General features: G+C 74.6%; 18 protein-coding genes and 1 riboswitch. Of the genes, 10 read left to right on the top strand and 8 right to left on the bottom strand.

From position 1 onward, the window contains the following. Positions 1-79 precede the first annotated feature (79 nt). Positions 80-1,870: a S8 family peptidase gene (locus ACWDRR_RS09520; RefSeq protein WP_449771684.1), complete on the bottom strand. Its 1,791-nt coding sequence runs from the start codon at positions 1,868-1,870 to the stop codon at positions 80-82. Positions 1,871-2,220: 350 nt separating this feature from the next. Between ACWDRR_RS09520 and ACWDRR_RS09515 the strand changes: the two genes are divergently transcribed. After that, a complete protein-coding gene (locus tag ACWDRR_RS09515; protein ID WP_449771599.1) occupies positions 2,221-3,048 on the top strand; it encodes a lipase family protein in 828 nt (275 codons plus the stop codon). Positions 3,049-3,094: 46 nt separating this feature from the next. Here ACWDRR_RS09515 and ACWDRR_RS09510 read toward each other — a convergent pair whose 3' ends face one another. Further along, positions 3,095-3,847 (bottom strand): thioesterase II family protein, encoded by a 753-nt coding sequence (locus ACWDRR_RS09510; protein ID WP_449771598.1) that lies wholly within the window; start codon positions 3,845-3,847, stop codon positions 3,095-3,097. A gap of 157 nt (positions 3,848-4,004) precedes the next feature. Beyond that, positions 4,005-4,628 (bottom strand): AAA family ATPase, encoded by a 624-nt coding sequence (locus tag ACWDRR_RS09505; protein ID WP_449771597.1) that lies wholly within the window; start codon positions 4,626-4,628, stop codon positions 4,005-4,007. 280 nt (positions 4,629-4,908) lie between these two features. On the opposite strand from ACWDRR_RS09505, the gene ACWDRR_RS09500 reads away from it, so the two are divergent. From ACWDRR_RS09500 to ACWDRR_RS09480, 5 genes are all read left to right on the top strand, one after another. Then, on the top strand, positions 4,909-6,414 hold the full coding sequence (locus tag ACWDRR_RS09500) for an AMP-binding protein (RefSeq protein WP_449771596.1): 1,506 nt from the start codon (positions 4,909-4,911) through the stop codon (positions 6,412-6,414). A gap of 255 nt (positions 6,415-6,669) precedes the next feature. Then, positions 6,670-6,855: a hypothetical protein gene (locus ACWDRR_RS09495; RefSeq protein WP_449771595.1), complete on the top strand. Its 186-nt coding sequence runs from the start codon at positions 6,670-6,672 to the stop codon at positions 6,853-6,855. Positions 6,856-6,952: 97 nt separating this feature from the next. After that, entirely contained in the window at positions 6,953-8,038 is a 1,086-nt protein-coding gene (locus ACWDRR_RS09490) for a TIGR04222 domain-containing membrane protein (protein ID WP_449771594.1), read from the top strand. Between the two features lie 251 nt (positions 8,039-8,289). Then, positions 8,290-9,108, top strand: a complete 819-nt coding sequence (locus ACWDRR_RS09485; RefSeq protein WP_449771593.1) for an aldolase — start codon at positions 8,290-8,292, stop codon at positions 9,106-9,108. Position 9,109: 1 nt separating this feature from the next. Continuing rightward, positions 9,110-9,997: a dihydrodipicolinate synthase family protein gene (locus tag ACWDRR_RS09480; protein WP_449771592.1), complete on the top strand. Its 888-nt coding sequence runs from the start codon at positions 9,110-9,112 to the stop codon at positions 9,995-9,997. Between the two features lie 7 nt (positions 9,998-10,004). Here ACWDRR_RS09480 and ACWDRR_RS09475 read toward each other — a convergent pair whose 3' ends face one another. From ACWDRR_RS09475 to ACWDRR_RS09460, 4 genes are all read right to left on the bottom strand, one after another. After that, complete coding sequence (locus ACWDRR_RS09475) at positions 10,005-10,580, bottom strand: helix-turn-helix domain-containing protein (protein ID WP_449771591.1); 576 nt, start codon at positions 10,578-10,580, stop codon at positions 10,005-10,007. Positions 10,581-10,662: 82 nt separating this feature from the next. Continuing rightward, the gene (locus ACWDRR_RS09470) at positions 10,663-11,652 is read right to left on the bottom strand and encodes an ABC transporter ATP-binding protein (protein WP_449771590.1); all 990 of its coding nucleotides are present in this window, start codon (positions 11,650-11,652) and stop codon (positions 10,663-10,665) included. A gap of 160 nt (positions 11,653-11,812) precedes the next feature. Further along, positions 11,813-14,749, bottom strand: a complete 2,937-nt coding sequence (locus ACWDRR_RS09465; RefSeq protein WP_449771589.1) for a hypothetical protein — start codon at positions 14,747-14,749, stop codon at positions 11,813-11,815. Continuing rightward, positions 14,746-18,054, bottom strand: a complete 3,309-nt coding sequence (locus ACWDRR_RS09460) for an FtsX-like permease family protein (protein WP_449771588.1) — start codon at positions 18,052-18,054, stop codon at positions 14,746-14,748. The genes ACWDRR_RS09465 and ACWDRR_RS09460 overlap by 4 nt, the downstream gene beginning before the upstream one ends. A gap of 354 nt (positions 18,055-18,408) precedes the next feature. On the opposite strand from ACWDRR_RS09460, the gene ACWDRR_RS09455 reads away from it, so the two are divergent. Beyond that, positions 18,409-19,119: an ABC transporter ATP-binding protein gene (locus tag ACWDRR_RS09455; RefSeq protein ID WP_449771587.1), complete on the top strand. Its 711-nt coding sequence runs from the start codon at positions 18,409-18,411 to the stop codon at positions 19,117-19,119. A gap of 195 nt (positions 19,120-19,314) precedes the next feature. Here ACWDRR_RS09455 and ACWDRR_RS09450 read toward each other — a convergent pair whose 3' ends face one another. Then, complete coding sequence (locus ACWDRR_RS09450) at positions 19,315-19,590, bottom strand: hypothetical protein (RefSeq protein WP_449771586.1); 276 nt, start codon at positions 19,588-19,590, stop codon at positions 19,315-19,317. A gap of 420 nt (positions 19,591-20,010) precedes the next feature. After that, positions 20,011-20,181: riboswitch (cobalamin riboswitch) on the top strand. A 32-nt stretch (positions 20,182-20,213) separates the two neighbouring features. On the opposite strand from ACWDRR_RS09450, the gene ACWDRR_RS09445 reads away from it, so the two are divergent. The 3 genes from ACWDRR_RS09445 to ACWDRR_RS09435 all read left to right on the top strand — a co-directional run bounded on the left by ACWDRR_RS09445 (position 20,214) and on the right by ACWDRR_RS09435 (position 24,772). Beyond that, positions 20,214-20,645: a (2Fe-2S) ferredoxin domain-containing protein gene (locus tag ACWDRR_RS09445; protein WP_449771585.1), complete on the top strand. Its 432-nt coding sequence runs from the start codon at positions 20,214-20,216 to the stop codon at positions 20,643-20,645. A 659-nt stretch (positions 20,646-21,304) separates the two neighbouring features. Continuing rightward, the gene (locus ACWDRR_RS09440) at positions 21,305-22,510 is read left to right on the top strand and encodes a hypothetical protein (RefSeq protein WP_449771584.1); all 1,206 of its coding nucleotides are present in this window, start codon (positions 21,305-21,307) and stop codon (positions 22,508-22,510) included. A 51-nt stretch (positions 22,511-22,561) separates the two neighbouring features. Next, positions 22,562-24,772 carry a tetratricopeptide repeat protein gene (locus tag ACWDRR_RS09435; RefSeq protein ID WP_449771583.1) on the top strand — a complete coding sequence of 737 codons (2,211 nt, stop codon included), beginning with the start codon at positions 22,562-22,564 and terminating at the stop codon, positions 24,770-24,772. Positions 24,773-24,813 lie beyond the last annotated feature (41 nt).

Here is a 24,813-nt window from a genome sequence, read left to right as displayed (position 1 = left end):
CCGCCCCCCACGCCGACGGCCCGTGCTCCGCTGCCCGGTGGGCGGCGGAGCACGGGCCGTCGGTGCGGCGCCGCCGGGATCAGAAGGTGAGGTTCCAGGCGTCGATCGTGCCGGTGTCACCGGAGGCGCCGTCCTTGACGCGGAGCTTCCAGGTGCCGTTGGCCGCGCTCGCGGCGGCGTTCACGGTGTAGGTCTTGGCGACGTTGTCGGCGCTGTCGCCGTCCGCGAAGTCCTCCAGCAGGTAGACCGTGCCGTTGGGGGCGACCAGGGAGATCACCAGGTCACCGCGGTAGGTGTGCTTGATGTCCACGCCGACCTTCAGGGTGGCGGGGGCGTTGCCGGTGACGCCGGTGACGGCGATCGGGCTCTCCACGGTGGCGTTGTCGGCGATCGCCGCGTCGGTCAGGTTCTCGAAGTACTTGCCGGTCGGCGGCGTGGTGGTGCCGCCGACCGCCTTCAGCGCGTCGACCTGGCCCTCGCCGAAGAAGGCGTTGTTCGCGGTGGTGCCGGTGCAGCGGCTGTCCGAGCCGGGGCAGGCCACGTCGCCCGCCTGGGCGGCCAGGCGGGCCCGGAGGCCGGCCGGGGTGAGCGTCGGGTCGGCGCTCACGAGCAGCGCGGCCACGCCGGTGACGTGCGGGGAGGCCATCGACGTACCGCTCTTGGTGCCGTACTTGCCGCCGGGCAGGGTCGAGTAGACGCCGTTGGCGCCGTCGCCGCCGGGCGCCGCGACGTCGATGACGCCCTTGCCGAAGTTGGAGTAGGAGGCCTTGACGCTGCCGCTGCCCATGGCGGCGACCGTCACCACGCCGGGCAGCTCGGTCGGGATGTCCAGGCAGGCGTTGCTGATGGTCCGGGTGACCGGCGTCGAGTCGTTCGGGCTCTCCGAGTCGGTCGTCTTGTTCGCCAGGTCGTAGTTGGAGTTGCCGGCCGCGGCGACCTGCAGCGAGCCCTTGCCCTCGGCGTACTCCTGGGCGCGCTTGACGCCCTCGATGATGGCCGCCTGGTCGGCGTTGTCCGGGCAGTTGAACTGCCACGGGTCGGTGTAGTAGCTGTTGTTGGTCACCTTGAAGCCGTGGTCGCCGGCCCAGACGAAGCCGCAGACGGTGTTCTCGGCGTAGAAGAGGGTGCTGGTCGGCTCGGCTATCCGGACCGAGGCGATCTTCACGCCCGGGGCCACGCCGATGACGCCCTTGCCGTTCTTGGCCGCCGCTATGGTGCCCGCCACGTGGGTGCCGTGGGTGTCGACGTCCCGCCAGGCGCCGGTGCGGGTGTCGGCCTTCCCGTAGGCGCAGGAGGCCGAGTCGGCCGCGTCGAAGTTCGGGGCGAGGTCCTGGTGCTGGTCGTCCACGCCGGTGTCGAGGACGCCGACCTTGACGGTCGGCGAGCCGGTGGTGACGGCCCAGGCCTGGTCGGCCTTGATCTGGGTCATGTCCCAGCGGTTCGACTCGGTGAGGGTGGTGGCCGCCTGGGTGGGGCTGGCGGGCAGCGCCGGGTTGTACGCGTCGGCCGGCACGTCGGAGGTGCGGGTCGCCCCGACCTGCTGGATCCCGGCGACCCCGCGCAGGGCGGCCGCGAAGCCGGCCGAGGTGGAGTGGGCGACGATCACGCCGATCGCGTCGTAGCTCGCGAAGACCGTGCCGCCGTTGGCGGCGACGGCGCTCTTGGCGGCGGCGGTGTCGGCGGGCGCGCTGATCACCATGTAGGAGCGCGTCCCGGCCGCCCAACCGGCGGCGGCCTGCGGGGCGGTGGCGGCGGCAGGTGCCGCGGCGGCGACCGGCACGCCGGCGGCGGTGGGCGCCTCGGCGGCCGTGGGGGCGCCGGCCGCGAGGGGGGCGGCGGTGGCCGTCACGGCCGGGACGGCCAGCGCCATGGCCGAGAGAACGGCGAACGCGGCGGCCGGGCGACCGAGCCGCCGGGATATCAGGGGTGACACGTAGGTCCTCCGATCGGCCCGTGCGTGAGGGGTTCGCACGGAGTTTGAACGCAACATGCCAGATCAGTGAGCACTTGGGGAAGGCTTTACGCATGACGGCTTGTCACAACCGTGTCAACTTTTGATGTCGCACCGCCGGCGCCGGCGCCCGGCCCGTCGGCCGCCCGCCCCCGGGGCCGCCGCACCCTCGCCCGTCCGGGTGACCGTCGGCGCCGCCGGCCCCCGGTCGTTCGTGCACGGGACTACGGTGCTGGGCGACCCGCTGGCCCGTACCCCGGAGGACACCCGTGGCGATCCCCGCCCTGGACCACTCGACGACCCGCTACTCCCTCCCGCACGCCTACTGGATGGCACAGGCCGCCGGACTGGCCACGCGCGACCCGGACGCCGTCGAGGCGCAGGCCCGCGCCTGGGGCTTCGACGAAGTCCGGCACTTCGAGTCGACGCACCGGATGCCGTTCCCGATCGAGGACACCCAGGCCTACGTCATGGCGAGCGACCGCATGATCGTCACCGGCTTCCGGGGCACCGAGGTCCTGAAGATCTACGACTGGCTCACCGACGTCACCACCCCGCCCGTCCCCGGGCCGGCGAACAAGGGCTTCGTCCACTACGGCTTCCACCAGGCCCTGCAGTCCGTCTACCCCGGCATCCGCGACACCGTCCAGGAGCTGCGCACCGACGGCCAGAGCGTCTGGTTCACCGGCCACAGCCTCGGCGGCGCCCTCGCGATGCTGGCCGGCGCCCGCTGGTACTTCGAGGAGCCGCGCCTGCTGCCCGACGGCGTCTACACCTTCGGCCAGCCCCGCACCTGCGAACGGCTGCTCGCCGGCGCCCACAACGCGGCCTTCGGGAACCGCTGCTACCGCTTCGTCAACAACAACGACATCGTCCCGCAGCTCCCGCCCGAGCCGGCCTTCACCCACGTCGAGGCCCTCCGCCACTTCGACGCGGACGGCAGGCTCCACGAGGCGATGCCGCTCCTCGCCGGCCTGAAGGACCGGGCCAAGGGCGTGCGCGCCGACCTGTTCGCCCCCGAGACGGACGGCATCAAGGACCACCACCTGCCGAACTACCTCGCCGCGTTCGAGAAGAACCTCGCCAAGGCGGTCTGACCACCGCGCGGCCCGGGGGCGGGCGGGACGCCGCCCGCCCGCCCGATCACCCCCGAAGCCGCGCGGACACCACCCCGAGCACCGCGTCCCGCTGCTCGGTCAGGTAGAAGTGGCCGCCGGGGAAGACCTTCAGCTCGAAGGCGCCGGTGGTGTGGCGGGCCCAGCCGCCGACCTCCTCCAGGGTGGCGCGCGGATCCGCGTCCCCGGTCAGCGCGGTGATCGGCTGCGGCACCACGGCACCCGGCGCGCACCGGTACGTCTCGATCGCGGTGTAGTCGCTGCGCAGGGCCGGCAGGATGACCGCGCGCAGCTCCGGGTCGGCCAGGACCCGGTCGTCGGTGCCGCCGAGCCCGGACACCTCGGCGAGCAGTTCGTCGTCGGAGAGCCGGTGGAAGGCCGAATCCCGGGGCAGCGAGGGCGCGCGGCCGCCCGAGAGGAACAGGTGCTCCGGCCCGGCCTGGCCGTCGCGGTCGAAGCGGCGGGCCACCTCGAAGGCGACGGACGCGCCCATGCTGTGGCCGAAGAAGGTCAGCGGCCGGTCGGCCCAGGGCAGCAGCGCCTCGTACACCCGGTCGGCGAGGGCGTCGACCGAGTCGATCCCGGTCTCGCCGAAGCGGTTCTGCCGGCCGGGGTACTGGACGGCGAGCACATCGGCGTACGGCGCCAGGGCGGCGGCGTAGTCGATGAAGAAGCTCGCCGCCCCGCCCGCGTGCGGAAAGCAGACGACCCGGGCGGGCGCCGTGTCGACGGGGTGGAAGCGCCGGAACCACGGGCTCTCGGTGGCGGTACTGCGGGACATGCGGGACGACCTCCCTGAAAACGGATCAGCTGCTGCTCTGCCTCCCCAGTCTCCCCTGCCGCCCCACCGGGCACCACGACCACCTGGCACCACGGCCCGCCGGGCGCGACGGCCCGCCGGGGCACCACGGCTCCCGGGAGCCGCCCCGGGCGCTCCCCTACCGGCCGGGCCCGGCCGGGCCGAAGCGGACGGCGGCGGCGCGCTCCCGGGACACCCGGTCGAGCAGCAGCACCGAGGCGGCCTCCGGCGTGGGCGTCGGGGCCGCGCCGCGGGCATGCCGGGTGAACCCCGCGAGCAGGCGGTCCAGGCCGCGGCGGTGGCGCGCGAAGGCCCGGCGCGGGGCCCAGCGGCCGCGCTCCCGCTGACCGGCGAGGGCGGTGGCGGCGCCGACGTCCAGCAGGACGAGGTGCAGTTCGCGCCCCTGGCGGGCGGCCTCGCCGGACAGCCAGCGGCGCATCCAGGCCCGGCTGCCGCAGTCGTGCACCAGCAGCGGACCGCCCCGGCGGACGGAGGCGCGCAGCAGGCGGAAGTGCTCCAGCCGGGCCCACGGCCGGTAGACCGCGTACGGCAGGGCGGCCGGCATCACGGCCGCGCAGGCCTCGTGGACGGCCCGGGGGTCGACGGTGGCGGCCGCCCGGGGCCGGTCCGACCAGCGGCGCAGCAGGGTGCTCTTGCCGCTGCCGGGGAGTCCGGAGACCACCACGACGGCGCCCGGCGGGTAGCGGACGGTGAAGGCCTCCCCGGCCGCGCCCCGGAGGTCGACCAGGCCTCGCGGTTCCATCGCTGTCCGTGCCCCCTGCCGTACTGCGGTCGGCCCGCCCGGCGTGGTCGGCTGGTCCATGGTGCTCACTCATCCCCGTCGGTACTCGACCTGGAACGATAACAACACCGACCGCCTCCCGAACCCCGCGGTGCCGCCCCCGCCCCTCCCCGGGCCCGGCCGTCGAACCGCGGCGTGATGTGATGGCCTGTCAGATTCGACGACCGCATCGGCAGGGACGAGCATGACGGGGACGCGGACAGCGGGGACGCGGGCGGCGGGGCCGGGAGCCGACCTCCCGGTGGCGACGCACACCGGGCTGGTGCTGGACGGGCTGGCCCGCGATCCGGAGCGGGTGGCCCTGCGGCACGGGGAGGCGTCGCTGACGGCGCGGGAGTGCCTGGAGGGCGTGTACCGGTTCGCACGCGCCCTGGCCGCCGCCGGCCTCGGGCGCGGCGACGGCGTCACCGTCCTGGCCGGGAGCCGCCCGGAGACGGTGCTGGTGCGCCTGGCCGCGAACCTGATCGGCTGCCGGGTGGCGATGCTGTACACCGACCGGCCGGTGGCGGACCAGATCGCGATGGCCGACGAGGCGCAGACCGCCGCGTTCGTCTTCGACCCGGACCGGTTCGGCGCGGCGGCCCGCGAGATCGCCGGGGCACTGCCCGCCGCAGTGGTGCTGGCCCTCGGCCCGACCCCGCTCGGGGCGGACCTCACCGCGCTGGCCGCTTCGTTCCCGTCCACCCCGCTGGCACCCCGCTGGCAGCCGGAGGACGTGATGGCCATCCGGTTCACCGGCGGCTCGACCGGTCGGCCGAAGGGGGTGCTGCGCCGCTTCGCCCGGCCGCCGCGGCCGGACCTGGTGGCCGCGTCCACCTTCCTGCTCTGCACGGCGCTCTGCCACGGCGGCGGCACCACGGCCGACCTGGCGCTCGCGGCCGGCGGCACCGTGGTGCTCCAGGACGGCTTCGAGGCCGGGGCGGTGCTGGCGGCCGTGGAGCGGTACCGGGTGTCCCGGGCGTACCTGCCGCCGCACCTGCTCTACCGGGTGCTCGACCACCCCGCGCTGGCCCGGACCGACACCGGCAGCCTGCGCCGGGTCACGTACACCGGCTGCCCCGCGTCCCCGGAGCGGCTGGCGGAGGCGACGCGCCGGCTCGGACGGGTCCTGCACCAGACGTACAGCCTGACGGAGTGCGGGCCGGTCACCCGGCTGACACCGGACGAGCACCTCGATCCGAAGCTGCTCACCACGGCCGGCCGGCCGTTCCCCGACACCGAGGTGCGGATCCTGGACGAGGACGGCGCACCCCTGCCGCCCGGCCGGACCGGGGAGATCTGCGTGCGGACACCGACGGCGATGTCCGGCTACTGGCGCGACCCGGAGCTGACGGCCCGGGTGCTGCGGGACGGCTGGCTGCACACCGGGGACCTGGGCAGCCTGGACGCGGCCGGGTACCTCACGGTGACCGGCCGGCGCGGGCCGATGGCCATCGTGGACGCGCACAACGTCTTCCCGCGCGATGTCGAGCGGCCGCTGCTGGCGCACCCCGCGGTACGGGAGGCGGTGATGTTCGCGACCGCCGGACCGGACCGGCTGGAGCGGGTGCACGCCGCGGTCGCCGCGCGGCCCGGCAGCGGGGTGACGGCCCAGCAGCTGCACCGCTGGGTGCGCGAGCGCAGCGGCCCGCTCTGCGATCCGTCGACGATCCTGGTACTGCCGGACCTCCCGCTGAGCGAGACCGGGAAGCCGGACCTCGCCGCCCTGCGGGCGCTGCTGCCGCAGGCGAGGACGGAGGGGTCGTAGGCGGCCGACCCGGCCGACGGGGGCGGGCGGGGCGGGCCGACGCCCGACCGAGGGCCCCCGCCGGGGCAGCGCGCGGGAGCGCCGGGGGCGCACGTCCAGAAATGGCGCGCGCTACGGATGCCTCGACCGCCCGCGCGTGCTCCCACCCCAGCGGCGGGCGCACGACAGAACCGCCCGTGGACGCTCGACCGTACGGGGCATCCTGCCGATACTCCCGGCACCACTCCCGTCGCACGCCCTCCGGAGGCTCCTGCCGTGACCTGGCTCCGCGTCCTGACCGCATTCGGCATCCTCGCCGTGGCCGCCAGCGCCCTGCTCGTCTTCGCCCTCTGCACCGCCGCCGCCCGGGGCGACCGCGGCAACCGCGACGAACCGCCGCGGGACCTGCGCGACGAGGCCGAGCGCAGTGGGCTGATCCGACGCATGGGCGGCGATCGCTGAGCACGGCTCAGAAATCCCAAAGCCCTTGCGGGGAAAGGCCGGTGGCGGGACCCTCACGTGACGGGCGCGCGGGGCGCCGCGGCAGGGGGGCCGGCGGATGTGGCTTGACACGTACTTCTGGATCGCGGCCGGGCTGACGCTGGCGGCCTGGCTCACCGGCCTCGTGGGCGCGATCGCGAGGGACCACGCCGTCGAACGGGGGGGCATGCTGCGCCGGGAGCTGTCGCTGCTGGACGTGGCCTTCCTGGCCGGCGGCCCGGGCCGGGTGGTGGACACCGTCCTGGTCGGGATGGAGCACGAGGGGCGGCTGGTGATCTCCCGGACGGGCCAGGTCACCATCACCGCCACCAAGACCGCCACCAAGGCCGCGACCGACGGCGACACCGACGGCGACACCTCGGCGGCCGCCCCGGTCGAGCAGGCGCTGATCGACGCCACCGGTCCGCTGCGGCGTGCCGAGTTGGCCGCGCTGCGGGCGGAGGTCGCCCGGAGCGCCGCCGTCCAGGGCATCGGCGACCGGCTGGAGGAGGACCGCCTGCTGATCAGCCGCTCGCTGCGACGCCGCTACGCCCGGAGCCGGCAGGTCCTGCTGGCCGCACCGCTGGCCCCCGTCCTGGTGGCGGCCGTCGCCGGCGCGATCGCCCTGGCCGACGACTCCGCGCCCCGGCCGCACTGGTGGGCGCTGCTGATCGTGGTCGCGGCCGCTGCGCTCATGACGCTGATCGTCCGGCTGGTCGGGCCCGGGCGCGACCGGGTGCCGCGCTGGGTGCGCCGCGAGCTCCGCCGGATCGGCGCCTCGACGAGCCGCTCGACGGAGAGCCAACGGGCCCACCTCGCCCCGCAGGTACTGCTGGCGACGGGCCTCACCGTCCTCGGCGCGGTGGCGGTCAACGGCCTGCTGTCGGTGGAGGATCCGGCACTGCAGACGGCGCTGGCGACCGCCGCGGCCCAGGAGGAGGCCGTGAAGGCCCAGGTCGCGTCCGGCACCGGGTGGCAGTCCGGCGACGGCGGCGCCGGGGTCGGCGGGTGGTGCGGTGCGACCGGCGGCGACGCGGGTTCGGGCCACGGGTGCGGGGCGTCCGCCTGCGGCGGCTCGGGGTGCGGCGGGTCCTCCGGTTGCGGGGGCGGGTCGGGCTGCGGAGGCGGGTGCGGGGGCTGCGGCGGGTGCGGAGGCGGCCTCTGACCCCGGGAGAACGGGGCTGCGGCGACCGGACGGCGGCGACCGGGCCGCGATGACGGGGCAGCGGTGACGGGCGGGCCGGCGAGGGCGGCGGAGCGCCCGCCCGCGGGCACGGTATCGACGCCAGGACACGAGGTGTCCTAAAGTGAACGACGTGTCCACGCCCGCCTCGCCCGGCGGGCGGCACGGCGGCGCGGCCTGCCCAACGGCCGTGCCACGCCCGGGCGTTCCCGAACGAAGGAGAAAGCACGGCCATGGCAGAGACCCTCACCGCCGCCAAGGCGGAGCTGGTGGACCTCGCCCACCGCAGAATGCGGACCGCCATCCCCGACAACGACTGGACCACCCGGCAGAAGCTCGCGCTCACCTGCCGGATCCTGTTCGAGGCCGGCCACGACTCCGGCCTGGCCGGCCAGATCACCGCCCGCGCCGAACGGCCCGGCACCTACTACACCCAGCGACTGGGGCTCGGCTTCGACGAGATCACCGAGTCCAACCTGCTGCTGGTGGACGAGGACCTCAACGTCCTGGCCGGCGAGGGCATGGCCAACCCCGCCAACCGCTTCCACAGTTGGGTCTACCGGGCCCGCCCGGACGTCGACTGCATCATCCACACCCACCCGCTGCACATCTCCGCGCTGTCGATGCTGGAGACGCCCCTGGTCGTCTCGCACATGGACCTCTGCCCGCTCTACGACGACTGCGCGTTCCTGGAGACGTGGCCCGGCATCCCGGTCGGCAACGAGGAGGGCGAGATCATCACGGCCGCGCTCGGCGACAAGCGCGCCCTGCTCCTCGCCCACCACGGGCAACTGGTCGCCACCGGCAGCGTCGAGGAGTCCTGCGTCCTCGCCGTGCTGTTCGAGCGGGCCGCCGAACTCCAGCTGCTGGCCTCGGCCGCCGGCCGGATCCAGGAGATCCCCGACCTGCTGGCCCGCGAGGCGCACGACTGGATCTCCACCCCCAAGCGCGGCCAGGCCTCCTTCGCCTACTACGCCCGCCGCGCCCTGCGGGCCGGCCACGGCGACGCGCTCGACGCCCTCACCCCGAACTGCCCGGAAGGCGGTGTCTGAGATGGCCGGTCCGACCCTGGAGGGGATCATCGCCTACCCGGTGACCCCGTTCTCCCCCGCCGACGGCGCCCTCGACACCGCGCGCCTCACCACCCTGATCGACCGGCTGGTCGACGCCGGCTGCCACGCCGTCGCACCGCTCGGCTCGACCGGGGAGAGCGCCTACCTCGACGACCAGGAGTGGTTCACCGCCGCCGAGGCCTCGGTGGCCGCGGTGGCCGGGCGGGTCCCCACCGTGGTGGGCATCGCCGACCTCACCACCCGCAAGGCCGTCCGCCGCGCCCGGTTCGCCGAACAGGTCGGCGCGGACGCGGTGATGGTCCTCCCGCTGTCGTACTGGAAGCTGGACGAGCGCGAGATCACCCGCCACTTCACCGAGGTCGCGGGCGCCGTCTCCGTCCCCGTGATGATCTACAACAACCCCGCCACCAGCGGCGTCGACCTCTCCCCCGAGCTGATGGTCTCGCTGGTCGAACGGGTCGAGAACATCACCATGGTGAAGGAGAGCAGCGGTGACGTGCAGCGGATGCACCGGCTCACCCAACTCACCGGTGGTGAGCTGCCGTTCTTCAACGGCAGCAACCCGCTGGCCCTGGAGGCCTTCGCCGCCGGCGCGGCCGGCTGGTGCACGGCCGCGCCGTGCCTGATACCCGGGGCGGTCCTGGAACTCCACCGGGCGGTGCAGGTCGGCGACCTGGACGCCGCCCGCCAGGCCTTCTACCGCCAGTTGCCCGTCCTGCAGTTCATCCTGCGCGGCGGCCTCCCCACCACCGTCAAGGCCGGCCTGGCCCTGCGCGGCCTGGACGTCGGGGAGCCGCGCCACCCGCTGCTGCCGTTGGACGACGAGCGCACGCGACGCCTCGCCGAGCTCCTCGCGACGGTGGACTGACCCACCGTCAGGGCAGGCTGGGCACCCGGTCCGCCGGGCCGGCCGGGTCGTCGTGGATCACCACGAGGATCGCGGCCGGCGCCGGGCCGGTACTGCGGCAGCGGTGCGGCAGCGCCGAGTTGAAGTAGACGCTGTCCCCCGGGCCGAGCTCGACCGTCCGCTCGGGGAACTCCAGCTCGACCGTCCCGGCGTGGACGAAGAAGAACTCCTCGCCCGCATGGGACTTGAAGGGCGAGTCACCCAGCTCGACCGGCGGGTACATCATGAACGGCACCATCTGCTTGCCGCTGAGGCCGGTCGCGATGCCCTCGTAGTGCGGGGCGCCGGGGCCGGCGCCCTCGGCCATCGGCGTCCGCTCGCCGGCCCGCACCACCGTGATCAGCTCCGGCTCCACGTCCTCCGAGAACAGCCGGCCGACGTCGACCTTCAGCGCGTGCGCCAGCTTGAGGGCGGTCGAGATGGAGGGGTCGCTGAGCCCCCGCTCCACCTTGGAGAGGTAGCTCTTGGTCACTCCGACCTGCGCCGCCAGCGCCTCCAGGCTCAGCCGGTTCTGCTGCCTCAGCACTCTCACTCGGCTGCTCATGCGGCACCTCTCGCCCCGGAACGTTCGGTTCAGTATCCCACCGCGCCCGGCCCCGGTGCCGGGGGGCCGGGCGCCCGGTCCGTCAGTGGCCGGCGATGTCGTCCGGGCGCACCGCGATGTGGTCCGCGCCGAGGTCCACGGCGACCCGGTGTTCCATGCCCAGCGCCTCCAGGAACTTGACCGGCAGCTGGACCCGGCCGGTGCGGTCGAGCATCACGTACTCACGCTCGTTCACCGACTCCTCGCCGTGCTCGTCCGTCACCGTCCTGCGCAGCACCTCGCTGCTGGTGCGGCCGTCGCGGATGGCGACGGTGCGGCGGACCTCGGCGGCGACCATGGGGTCGTGGGTGACGATGACGACGGTGGCGCCGAGCTCGCGGTTGACGGTGCGGAAGGCCTCGAAGATGCCGGCCGCGGTTTCGGAGTCGAGCTCGCCGGTGGGTTCGTCGGCGAGCAGGACGGGCGGGTTGTTCGCCATGCCGACGGCGATGGCGACGCGCTGCTGCTGGCCGCCGGAGAGTTCGGCGGGGCGGCGGTGGGCGAGGTCGCCCAGGTCCATCGCCTCCAGGAGCTCGGCGACCCGGGCCGCCTGCTGCTTGGACCGGGCGGCGCCGCCGGAGCGGCCGCGCAGCTGCATCGGCAGGGCGATGTTCTCGGCGGCCGTGAGGAAGGGCAGCAGATTGCGGGCGGTCTGCTGCCAGATGAACCCGACCACCTCGCGGCGGTAGCGCAGCCGCTCCCGGGCGGACATCTCCAGCAGGTCGCAGCCCGCCACCGTCGCCGTCCCGGCCGTCGGCACGTCCAGCCCCGCCAGAATCGTCAACAGCGTCGACTTGCCACTGCCCGAGGCACCCACCAGCGCCACCAGGTCGCCCTGACGGATCGTCAGCTCCAGGCCCTGGAGCGCCTGCACCTCCACGCCTTCGGCGCTGAAGATCCGCACCAACCGCTCGCACACGATCGCCGCGTCCGCCGCGTGCGCCCTCGGCGCCGCGGCCGCCAACGCCCGGTCCTGCAACTCCTGAAGAGTCGGAGCCTGGGCAACCGCCCGGCCCCCGAGGCCACTGTTCACCACTGATCTCCTGTCGCCGCTGCGCCTGGGTGCGCTCCTGGTCGCGGTTGCCGCGAGTTGATTCCCTTGCCGACCGCCCGGTCCGGTGCTCCGTCGCCGCCCGCCGGACCGGCTGCCCCGGTGCCGGAAGGCCGGACCGGCCGGATCGGTCGGACCGTGCTCACCGCTGTTCCCCCGCCCGCAGTTCGGTGCTGATCTGGCGTCGGCCGGAGATCAGCGCCTCGACGAGCACACCGGCCGTGACCAGCGCCGCCAGGCCGAGGACCTGGAGCAGGACCGGCAGCACGGCGGGTTTCAGGCCGGCCGGAACCGGGGCGCCGACCAGCGCGGACAGGTCGATCGCCGGACCGAGCAGGGCGACCGCGGCCAGCGCGACCACTCCCCCGCCGACCGCCGCGGCGAGCGTCTGCGGCAGGGTCTCGGCGACGATCAGCGCCAGGCCCTGCCGGGGCCGCAGCCCCATGGTGCGCAACCGCGCCAGCACGGCCACCCGTTCGGGCGCGGCCCGCAGCAGGGTCAGCAGGACGGCGAGCAGGGCGAACCCGGCCGCACCGATCACGGCGGCCCAGAACAGCCGGCCGGCCGAGTGCTGGAGCGGGTCGGTGGCGAGCTCGGCGGCCCGGGCGGCGCTGGTGCGGACCGCATACCCGAACGGTACCGCTTCGGGGTCGGTGTCCCCGGCGGCCCGGGCCGCCGGAGCGGACCCGGCAGGGGCGGGGGCAGGGGCGGCCGGCGTGGCCGTGGCGGCGGCCGGCGTTCCGGCCGCCGACGGCGCGGCGCCGTTCGCCGCCACCGGGTCCACACCGCCGATCTTCATGGGGTCCAGCTCGCGCACCAGCACCTTCAGCTGCCGCTCGTCGATGTCACCGGTGGCGAACCAGAGGTTGGCCTTCCCGAGTTCGGGGAAGCGCGCGGTCGCGGGGCCGGACGGGAGCACGACGAACCGTCGGGTCGTCTCCTCCAGCGCGGGCGTGCCGTCGACGGTGCCCGCCGACTTCGCGAGGAGTTCCCACCCGTTGGGCATCCGCAGGCGGTAGTTCCCGCCGGTGATCTTCTTCGCGAGTTCGGTGCTGAACAGGGCCGGTACGGGGGTGTCGGTCCCGCCGTCGTCGCCCGTGAGGACGGCCGGGTCGAACGCGCCGCGCCCGACGGTCCGGGACAGTTCGGCGTACGCCACCGGGTCGACGACCAGCACGCTGATCTGGGTGAGCCCGCTGTCGGCGCCGAGGAGGAACGCCTCGTTCTCCCACCAGACGCCGGTCGCCGTCCTCACCCCGGGCAGGGCTGCGGCGGCCGCGAGGAAGCCGGGCGGAAGGACGACACCGGCCGGTGTCCCGACCACCGCGTCACCACCGACCGCGCTCCGGGCGGCGTGCGCGCGGTCGCGGTCGACGGCGTCCAGCACGGTGGCTCCGAAGCCCGCCGTGGTCACCGCGAGCATCAGCGCGAGCAGCGGCAGCACGGACGGGCGCGGCCGGCCACCGGTCCCGCGAGCGGCCCGGGCCAGACCGAGGAACCCGACCACCCCCGTCCCCCGGCCGGCCACCCGGGCCAGCGCACCCACCAGCACCGGCTGGAGCCTCGCCAGCACCAGGCCGCCCGTCAGGGCGAGCAGCAGCGGAGCCGCGACCAGCATCGGGTCCAGCCCCTCCCCCGGCGGGACGACGCCCCGGCGCCGGACCTCCAGCACCGCCGCGACCGTGACGGCCAGGACCACCAGTTCGCCGACCAGCCGGCGCCGCCCACCCGAACCGGGGGGACGCGGAGCGGCCCACAGCGACGCCGCCCGGGTGGGAAAGCCCAGCAGCGCGAGCAGCAGGACGGCCAGGGCCGCCAGGACCGAGCCCGACCAGCGCGGCGTCGGCAACAGCCAGAGCGCCAGCGCCGTCGCCAGCACCCCGGCCGGCAGCACCGTCACCGCACCCTCGCCGAGCAGCCGCCGCAGCACTCCGCCCCGCGACCCGCCGCGGGCCTGGAGCAGCCGGAGTTCACCGGCACGGCGGTCCCCGGTCAGCCCCGCCGCCAGGCAGAGCACCACTGCGGCGACACCGGCCAGCCCGGCCGGACCGATCGCCGCCAACGGCGCGGCCGCGTCGTGCCGGGCGATGGCCTGCTGGAACAGCTGCGGCAGCTCCGAGCCGATCCGCAGGTCCTCGCGGCCGGTGACGACGGACAGGCGCGTGGCGGTGGGACCGGCGACGTAGGCGGAGATCTCCTCGCCGGTCCGGTCCAGCTGATCGGCGCGCAGGGCAGCGGTGTCGATCGGCAGCCGCCAGAAGTCGGTCGCGCCGCTTCCCCACGGGGCGATCAGGTCCGACGCCCCGGGCGAGACCACGCCGGCGGTGTGCCAGAACAGCTCCTTGAAGCCCTCCACACAGGCCCGCTCGGGGCACGGCAGGCTGTACCAGTAACGGTCGCCGGGGTCGTTGGCCGTGTAGAGGCCGACCACCTCGGCCTGGAACCGGCCGCCGGAGGGGGCGGGCCCACCGTCGATGACGTCGCCCACGTGGATGCGGATGGTGTCGGCGCCGTCCTTGCTGAGCGCGACCTCGACCGGCTTGGCGGCACCCTTGCCCGGCTCCGGCGAAGTGGGCCATCGGCCTTCCACCACGGTGGCGTGGTCGGTGATGCCGTGCAGGTGGAGCAGGTCGAGCACGGGCTTCGCCTCGCCGAGGGTGGCGAACCCGGGGTTCCACATCGTGCGCGGCTTGTTGCCGCGCGTTCCGTACACCGGGCCGCTCTCCGCGATCCGGAACGTCTCCCTCGGGTACGAGGTGAGCTTCTGCGCCACCTTGTCGAGGTCGGCCTCGCCGGCGCGGTGGTTCGAGGTGGCCAGCATGCTGGTCCAGGACGGGCCGCGATCGCGCAGGAACTCGCGCAGCGCGTCGTCCGTCCCCCGGTCGACGGCGCGCGGGAAGGCGGCGGCCAGGAAGACGGTGCCGAAGGCGAGTGCCGCCATGAGCGCGGCGGCCAGCGGAGCCGAGCGCAGCCTGGTCCGCACCCAGGGCGCGGGCCGGTGCCCGGCGCCCCGGTCGGCGCCGCCGGGGCCGGGGGTGCGGGTGGTGCCGGGCGTGCCGGAGCCGGCCGGGGTGGTCACATCTCCTCCACGTGCCGCAGCCGGGCGGCCACGTCTCGATGGCGGCGTCCGCTGAGGGAGGCCGACAGCAGGGCAACGGCGGTGATCGCGGCCGCGAGCAGGACGGCCCGGCCGAGCGGCAGGTCGACCAGGAGCTCGGGCACCGGCCGGCGGGCGGCCGGGGTGAGCACCACGAGCGGCACGATCAGCTGGACGATCAGGCCGCCCAGGGCCAGCCCGACGAGACTGCCGAGACCGACCAGGACGCCCTGCTCGGCAGCGACCGTCCAGCGCAGCCACCGCCGTGGCGTGCCCAGCGCGAGCAGCACGGTGAACTCCCCGGCCCGTTCGCGGGCGGAGGCCGCCGAGGCGGCGGCGAAGCCGATCGCGGCCAGGACGGTGCTGACCAGGGCGATCGCGGCGAGCGCGCTCTGCGGGGCGGCACTGAGCGGGTCGGCGAGCAGATCGGCCACCACCTCGTCGCGCAGCAGCAACTGCTGGCCGCCCGGTTCGGCGCGCAGCTTGGCGGCGGCCTCGGCGGGCACCCGGTCCCCCGGCCCGGTGGCGGGCAGCCACCACTCGGTGGCACCCGGCAGTTGGCGGCCCGCGACGGCGAGCAGCCGCCCGGTGGTGGCGAGGTCGACGACGATCGAAGTCTCCCCGGCCACGGGCAGGGACTCGACCGCGCCGGTGATCCTGACCTGCAGGGTGGCACCGGCGAACGGCACCTTGACGAGGTCACCGACCACCGCTCCGACGGCGGTCAGATAGGCGTGGGTGGCAACCCCGGGGACGCCGCTCGGGACCGGGGCGCCGGTGGGAACGACGTTGGCCTGGACGCTGTCGACGCCGCCGCGGCCCTTCTCGTAGTGGATCTTGAGCAGCTGCTGCTCGCCCGCCCCGGCGGGCAGGACGCTGGACGCCGACTTCTCCTCGCCCGCAGGGGCGACGGTGGTCCAGCCGAGTCCGTCCGGGACGGTGACGGGCGTCGCCGGCCCGGTCGCGGTGTCGGAGACGCTGATCCGCCGGAGGGTCAGCTCGCCGACGAGTGCGGGGGTGCGGTCCGAACCGAACAGGACGACCATGCCGGCCAGGGTGAACGGCGCGGCGGCCGAGCCGACCGGCGCACCGGTCAGCGCCGCGAGATCGGCGGTGACCACGGCGTCGCCCTGCTTGGGGACACCGGCCAGCGGGGCACGGAAGGTGCTGCCGAACCGGTCGCGCAGCAGCAGCCACACCTCCGGGCGGGTGTCGGCCTCCGCGGCCGGCCGGTTGGTGAGGTCGACGTCGATGCGCTGCGGACGGCCGGGCAGCGGCAGTCCGGCCTGGACGCCGGTGGGAGCGGGCTCGGCCAGCGGCGCGAACAGCCCCCGAGGGCTCTGCCCGTCGAGCAGATCCGCACGCACCGGCACCCGGTCGGCGAACCCCGCGGCGTCCAGCGCCAGCAACTGCCCGGCCGCGCCGTTGGGCAGCGAGCTCTCCTGCCGGGCCACCGGTATCAGCCGGTCCCCGCCCGGCAGCGCGCCGTACCGGCCGCCCTGCCCCATCGAAGCCGTCGTCGAGCCGACGATCCGCAGACCGCCCGCCGTCACGAAGTCCGCCTGGTCGCGCTGCGAACCCGCCCAGCTGGAGTGCTGACCCAGTGCCAGCACCCCCGTCGAGACCGCCAGCACCAGCAACAGCACCGGCCCGGTCGCCCGCCCCGGGCGGCGGGCCAACTGCCAGCCCGCCAGGGCCGGCACCAGACCCCGACCCCGCGCGGCCAGCCTGCCGCCCAGCCGAGCGGCGAACGGCAGCAGCCGCAGCACCAGCAGCGTCCCCGCGCACAGCGCCAGGGTGGGAGCGGCGATCAACACCGGGTCCAGACCCAGCCGCCCGGCCGAGTCCGCCGACAACCCACCGCTGTACTGCGAGAGTTGGTAGTAGGCGAGCACCGCCAGCGCCACCACGGCGAGGTCCGCGCCCGAACGCACCGCGCCCGCCACGAGCGCCTGACGCCGCCCCGCCCGACGGAGCACCGCACCACCGGCACCCCGCAGCAGGGCGGGCACCGTGGTGAGCAGAACGCAGGCGAGCGCGCAGGCCGCCGCGACCGGCCACAGCGTCCAGCTCGGACCGGTGTCCAGCGGCACCCGGGACAGCGGCCCGAACCCCGCGAGCGCCCGCAGCAGCAGCGGCGCCAGCAACGGCGCCAGCAACGCCGCCGGCAGGGCCAGCAGCAGGGACTCGGTGGCCGTGAACGCCCCCAGACGCACCCCGGACGCGCCCCGCGCGGCCAGCAGGGCGTTCTCGCCCACCTGCCGGGCCGCCATCAGGTGCACCACCAGCAGCAGCACGGCGGCGGCGAGCACCACCAACTGCAGAGCGCCGATCAGCAGGGTGGACCGGGCGACCAGGGCGCTGGACTCCAGCTCCTGGAGGAGCACCGGCAGCTCGGTCGAGACCTGGAGGCCCGCGGTCCTGCCCAGCTCCGCGGCCAGGCCGGCGGCCCGGTCCCGCAGCGCGGTGGCCTCGCCGGCGCGGACGGCGGCGAAGTCGGCCCGGAGCAGCCAGCTCCGGCCGTTCTGCGCGATGCCGGCGGTGGCGAAGGCGCTGTCGTCGACCAGCAGCGGACCGTAGGTGGTGAAGCCACCGACCAGGATCTCGTGACCGCCCACCGGGTCCAGCCGCCAGTACGGGTCGGCGAGGTCGGCGGCGCGGTAGACGCCCGTGACCCGGACGGTGAGCGGCGCACCGCTCAGCCGGTCGTCCAACCGCACCTCGGCGGGCAGCGCCTCGGCGCTCAGCCCCAGCCGGACCAGCGCGGCCTGCGGGACGGCGACCTGGACGGGCCCCGCCCCGGCCGGGGCCCCGGGCGCGGCGGCAGCGGGCCACGATCCGGCCAGCAGGGTGACCCGGTCGTGGTCGAGCGCCGCGAGCACGGTGAGGTCGGTCTGCTTCCCGGCCGCCTGAGCGGCGCCGGCAGCGGGGGCAGCGGTGGCACCGGCAGCGGGGGCGCCGGAGGCGGTACCGGCGGGGAGGCCGTAGGAGCGGCTCCGGGCCAGACTCTCGCTGTGCACGGGCAGGCCGGCGAAGAGCCGGTCGGCGTAGCCGGCGACGGCCGCGTCGTCCGCCGCCCGCTTGTCCAGGCCGTGCTCGGCCTTGACCAGGACGGCGGTCCGGGCCTTCGCCGGCCCTTGCAGCGACTGCCGCAGCCCCGCCTCCCCCACGGTGCGGTTGAACGCCACCAGTGCGGTGAGCACCGCCGTGGTGATCAACACCGTGAGCAGGACGGCGGTGGCCAACGGCAGTCGCCCGCGCAGACGGCGCACGACAAAGCCGAGCATCCTTTTCCTCCCCCGGTACATTCCGGTCGCGTCCGGCTCCTCCGTCCGGGCACTCTCCTGCCACGGGATGGACGCCTGTCACGCACCGCTACGGTGACCACCGGCGCTTGATCACCGGATAGCGGACGATGCTGTCAGATCCGCTCTTCAAACGGAAGGGACTTGCGCGAATCATGTAACTAGTGAGCAAATTCTCCGCGTTGGCAGCTCATCGGATCCGCACCGGCGCTGCGTCATCAACGCTTCGCCGGCGCCGCACGGTTCAATGACCGATCAATATGCCATGCACACATCATTCTCATCGCCCGTCATGAGTACTTCACTTCAGCCGAGGAACACCCAGGGGGACGCCTTATGACGCAGCAATCGGCCGCCACCGTCACCACCGACATGGTCACCGTCGCCGACCTCACGCACAGCTTCGGCACCGGCGACCGCACCGTACACGCACTGCGCGGCGTCTCCTTCACCGCCCGCCGCGGCGAACTCACCGCCCTCAAGGGCCGCTCCGGCTCCGGCAAGACCACCCTCCTCAACCTCGTCGGCGGCCTCGACACCCCCACCGGCGGCTCCATCACCCTGGACGGCACCGCCCTCGGCGACCTCGACGAGAACGGCCGACTCGCACTGCGCCGCGACCGCATCGGCTTCGTCTTCCAGTCCTTCGGCCTCATCCCCGTCCTCACCGCCACCGAGAACGTCGGCATCCCCATGCGCCTGCGCAACACCCCCGCCGCCGAACGCGAGGAACGCGCCCGCACCCTGCTCGCCCTGGTCGGCCTCACCGATCACGCCAACCAGCGCCCCGCCGAGCTCTCCGGTGGCCAACAGCAGCGCGTCGCCATCGCCCGCGCCCTCGCCAACCGGCCCGACCTGATCATCGCCGACGAACCCACCGGCCAGCTCGACTCCGAAACCGGCCGCTCCATCATGGAACTGCTGCGCGCCGTGGTCCGCAGCGAAGGCGTCACCGCCCTCGTCGCCACCCACGACCCCACCCTCATGGAGCTCGCCGACCGCGTCATCGAACTCCGCGACGGCCACATCGTCGAGCCCACGCCCTGAAGCCGCCGCGGCCCGTTCCCCGCGAACCCGGTGGCCGCCCGGTCTGCCCGCCCGGACACCGGGCAGCCGCCCTTCGGGGCACCCGCCGCGGCCCTGCGGGGCACCGGGCCGTGACCTTCCGGCCCGACCCCGACCGGGCGGCCGGGCCCGGGCGGCCGGGCCTCGGCCCGACAGCCGGCCGGCCGCGCGCCGCGCTCAGAGCGCCCTGAGCGCGGCCTCGCACTCCCGGCACCGCCGCGTCCGCTGGGACGGCGGGTACCAGGGCTCACCCGGCCCCGACGGTTGATAGCCCTCCCGTTCCAGGTCCCCGGTGTCGATCCCGCAGAACGTGACCGGCCCCGGATCCTCCGGCACGTCCGGGTCGGGCGGCGCCGCGTGCACCCAGCGAATCCGGGCGCCCACATCGACCTCCCCCGCGTCCAGCACCTCCGTGGACGGCTCCAGCTCGACCAGCACGATCACTCCGCTCATGTCTCGACCCTGCCCCCGGCCCGCACCGGCCGCATCCCGACCGCCGGGGCGGGGAGCCGCCCGCCGGGCGTGGTTCCGCCAGCCACCGCGAGATCGAGGTTTCCGTCCGACTGCGGGGTGTGATCAACCATCCGGGGCCGGCCATGAAGGGCGGCAGGACTCCGGCGGTCCGCCGTCATGGCAATCACGGGTCCCGTCCGCGACTCGCACGCGTTCCTCGACGCGTTACGAATACTCGGAGCCCCCTGGAGCGAATGCCCGCTCGACCACGAGATCGGATATCGCAGCGCGCCGGGGCGGCAAACCGAGGAATCCGGCTTCACCGACCGGGAATGGCCGAGCCCGGCCCTCCGGACGCCTCGCACCCAGGGGCCCCGGTTGACGTGTTCGTACGCGGTGCGGCAGGGTCGCGGGCGAGATGTAAGCATCCGAGACCACGGTGCGCAGGAACCCGGTGTGATTCCGGGACGGTCCCGCCACTGTGACCGGGGAGCGACCCCTTCCACACGACGACCACGGCCCCGCGGCCGGAAGGTCGGGGCGAGCGTCGATCCGGGAGTCAGGACACTGACCCGTGGTTTCTCCGACGGTCGGGGCGCGGAACCCCACGAGGAGGTTGGGCGATGTCACCGGTAACGGCTGCCGTCGATGTCGTGGTCTGCCGAGGTTGCTGCTGCGGCACCGCCAGGAAGCGGCCCGGCATCGATCACGAGGGCCAACTGGCCGTGCTCGCCGAGGCGGTGGCCGCCCTGCCGGCCGCGCGCCTGGTGGTCACGGACTGCCTGGGCCCCTGCGAGCAGGCCAACGTCGTGGTGGTCCGCCCCCACGGGCGGACCGAGGACGGCCGGCGGGCCGGGCCGCTCTGGTTCGGGAACGTGACCGACGCCACGGAAACGGCCGAACTCTGCACCTGGATAGGGGAGATCAGTCGCACCGCCGGGCAGGCGCCGCCGGAGCGCCCGCTCTCCCCGCTGCTGGACTCGCTGCGCATCCCCGCACCGGGGCCGGCGCGGGTGCGGGACGCGGCACGAACAGCCGACCCGTCGAAGGCCTGAACACCACGAGGGCATGAACCACCGAGCAGGCCCGAACCACCGAGCAGACCCGAACTGCCGAGCAGGCCCGAACTGCCGAGCAGGCCCGAACCGCCGAGGCCGACACCGCGACCGGGTGACGGTCGGGCGCGCCGCACCGGTGGACAACCCCGCCGGAGGACGGCCGCGCGGGTGTCCTCGCGGTCCGCAGGATCAGCTCATGTGGAGCACCGGCGGCTGGCCCGTCATTTCAGTTTATTAGTTGGCACGGGCCACCGAGATCCCCGCACCGCCCTCGACCTGGGGGTTCCCGCCGGGCTCCGAGGACGGCTCAGGCAAGGGAACCCTGCTCTATTGACACGATCACCACATCTTCATCACTCTTGGCCCATCGCCGAGCTGACATGGATAACTCCCAGCACTTCATTCATCTCAGCTAATGGCACAGTTGATGAGCAATCACCGAAGGAGGTGTGTGCGATGAAGAAGATCGTCGTCCGCAAGGCCGGCCCGGTTCGCCTGACCAGCGCGGCCCGTGCGCTGTACCTGCCGTGGTCCTGCGCCGTGCAGAACTGACCCGGTCCCCCCGGGCTACGGGGGAACACGGTGCCGGCCGGCCACTGCGTCCGGCCGGCACCGCTCCGCCCCGCCCCTCCCCCTACCTCCCGCAGGAGGATCCCGTGCACTCCTCCACGGACAGCAGCTCCACCGCCCCGGGCCTCGACCTGGACCGGCCGGTGCCGCTCCGTCAGCTCGTGTACCTGCCGGAGGCCGACGAGGTCACCATCGGCAGCCCGGAGACCGACACCTACGCCGTCTTCCCCGCCGACGGCGCCGAGTTGGTCCGGATGCTGGCCGAGGGCCTCACGCCCCGCGAGGCCGCCGGGAACTACCAGGCCGCGCACGGTGAGAGCGTCGACATCGCCGACCTGGTCGAGGCGCTCGTGGACCTCGACCTCGTCCGCCCCGTCGGGGACGACGCGGCTGCCCGGCCGGCCGCGCCGGTGCGCTGGCAGCGGCTGGGCCGCCTGGTGTTCAGCCCGCCGGCCCTCGTGGGCTACGCGCTCGTGACGGCCCTCGCCGTGGCCGAGATGGTCCGGGTGCCCGAGCTGGTCCCGCGCGTCGACAACCTGTTCTTCAGCTCGTCCTACACCCTGGTCGTGCTGATGCTGTTCGTCGGCCAGGTGCCGCTACTCGCCCTGCACGAGGCCTTCCACGCCCTGGCCGGCCGCCGGCTCGGTCTGCGCTCGCGGCTCTCCATCGGCCGCCGCCTGGTCTACCTGGTCCTGGAGACCTCCCTCGACGGCCTGGTCAGCGTGCCCCGCCGGAAGCGCTATCTGCCCATCATGGCCGGCATGCTGGCCGACACCCTCGCGATCGCCGTCCTCACCCTGGTCGCCGACGCGACCCGCGACAGCAACGCGGTGGTCGCCTCGCTCTGCCTCGCGATGGCCTACGCCACGGCACTGCGCCTCGCCTGGCAGGGGTTCTTCTACCTGCGGACCGACATCTACGTCCTGCTCAGTACCGTCCTGGGCTGTGTGAACCTCCATGCCGCCGCGACCGACGTGCTGCGCAACGCCGTCCGGCGGGTCGCCGGCAGGCCGCCGCTGGACCTCTCCGCCCACCACCCGGTCGACCGCAGGGTCGCGCGCTGGTACGCCTGGCTGATGCTGGTGGGCTACGTGTTCACCCTCACCATGTTCGCCGGGGTCGTCGTACCGACGGCGTACCGCATGCTGCACGACATGTGGCTGCGCCTGACCGGCCAGGCCTCCCTGGCCGGCCGCCTCGACTCGCTCGCCCTCATGCTGCTCAGCCTCGCGCAGACCGCCGCCGTCGTCGTGCTCGCCGCCCGCGAGCGGCGCGCCGCCCGCTCGGCCTGACTCCCGCACCTCCCCTCCGCCCCGCGCCACCGCACGAAAGGCAGCTGTGTCATGGCCGAGCACCGCCACCACTGGGTCCGCGCCGCCGGGCGGCCCGCCCGCGTCGACGCCCGCGAGCGGCTCGACCTGCCGCCCGTGCTCGCCGCGGTGAACGCCGACCGCCGGTTGCGCGGGCCCTACACCGCCGTCGGCTCGATCCTGCGGGCGATCGTCCCGGACGCGCTCGCGCGCTGCCCCGACGCCGTCACCGGGCACGACATCGAAATCCTCTCCACCACGCCGGAACTGCGCGACCTGGTGCCCGCCACCCGCGAGACGCTGACCTCCCTGGCGGTGCCCAAGGAGCGCACCCGCTTCTACTCCGCGCTGCGCACCCTGCGGATCGCCCACGGCCTGGTCGAGTTCCTGGAGGCGTACCTGGGCGCGCTCGGGGCCGGTCCGCGCGCACTGATCGTCGACGACGCCCACCGGGCCGACCCCACCGACGCCGAGTTCCTCGCCGTCCTGCTGCGCCGCATCGATCCCGCGCTGCTCACCGTGGTCGTCACCACCGGCAGCGAGCCGCCGCAGCGCCCGGCCGGCATCGGCAGCGAGGACCTGCCGACCGCCCTCGCCACCCGGTGCGCGGTGCTCGAACCGGCGGACCGGGGTGGCCGGCTGGACGAGGGCGCCTCCCGGACCGCGGCCGACGCCGCGCTCGGCCGCGGCTACATCGACGGCGACGGCGTCGGCGACGACCCGGACGCGCTCGCCGCCTACCTGGGCCTGCCGCCCACCGAACGGGCCCGGCTGCACGACCTGCGGCGGGCGGAGCTGGAGACCGCCGGCGAGTCCTCCCTGCGGCTGGGCGCCATCGCCTGGCACGCGGAACACGGCAGCGACCCGTCCGGCGCCGGGGCCGACACCCTGCGCCACGCGCTCGACCACTGCATGGACCTCGGCTACTACCACGCCGTCCTCGACCTCGGCGAGCGCGGCCGGCGGTTGGTCACCCACGAGAGCAACCCGACCCACTGGTGGGCCTTCACCACCAAGATGACCACCTCCTACGCGGCTCTGGGCCTCGCCGACTCGGCGCTCCCGCTGTACGACGAGGCCCGGGCGCTCAGCAGCTCGCCCGAGGTCCACATGCAGGCCGCGTACGCCACGGCCATGCTCCACACCCGGCACTTCGACGCCGACCGGCGCGACCACCAGGTGGCCCGGAGCTGGGTCAACCAGGCGATCGCCTTCGCCAAGTGGCACCCCGAGCCGAAGGAGCGGGAGGCGCGCGTGGTGTTCAACCGCAACGGGCTCGCGCTGATCGAGGTCCACCAGGGCCGCCTGGACGAGGCGTTGTCCCTGCTGGACGCCTGCATCGCCCGGCTCGACGAGACGCTGGAGGACCACGAGCACGCTCTGCACCGCTCCGTGCTGCGCTACAACCGTGCGCAGGTGTACGCGGGCCTCGGCCGCCACGCCGAGGCGGTGGCCGACTACACTGCGGTGATCGAGTGCGACCCCAACTACGCCGAGTACTACTTCGACCGGGGCATGCTCTGGCGCGACCTGGGCCGTCCGGAGCAGGCGCTGGCCGACTACGACCGGGCCATCCGGCTCTCGCCGCCCTTCCCCGAGGCGTACTTCAACCGCGCCGACGTCCAGGCCGAGCTCGGCGACACCGAGGCGGCGGTGGCGGACTTCGGCTACGTCCTCCAGCTCGACCCGGCGTTCGCCGACGCCCGGCTCAACCGGGCGGCCCTGCTCCTGGAGTCGGGCGAGCACCAACTCGCCCGGAGCGAGATCCGGGCCGGCCTCGCGGCCACCCCGGACAGCCCGCAACTCCTCTGCCTGAAGGGTCAGTTGCTGGCGGCCGAGGGCGACGCGGCCGCGGCGTCCGAGACCTGGGAGGCCGCCCTCGCGGTCGACCCCGAGTATGCCCAGGCGTGGGCCCTGCGCGGTGAACTCCGCTACCAGGAGGGCGACCTGGACGGCGCGGGCGCCGATCTGGCCCGCGCGGTCGAGCTCTCGGACGACCCCGGCATGCGGTTCAACCTGGCCGTGGTCCAGCACGACGCCGGGCACTTCGGCGAGGCCCTCCGGCTGCTCGACGAGGTGCTCGGCGCGACCGAGGACGTGGACGCCCGGTTGCAGCGGGCCCGTTGCCTGATCGGGCTCGACCGGGCGGACACCGCCAAGAAGGACCTGCTCGCCTGCCTGAAGGCCGATCCGGACTCCGCCGAGCAAGTGTACGAGCTGATGCCGGACCTCGCCCACGCCTGATCGCCCCACCACCGCAGCCACCGCCGCACCCCGGACACCGC

Source organism: Kitasatospora sp. NPDC003701, from assembly GCF_053587085.1.
Note: the sequence above shows the minus strand (reverse complement) of the source record. Positions and strands in the feature narration are given on the sequence as shown.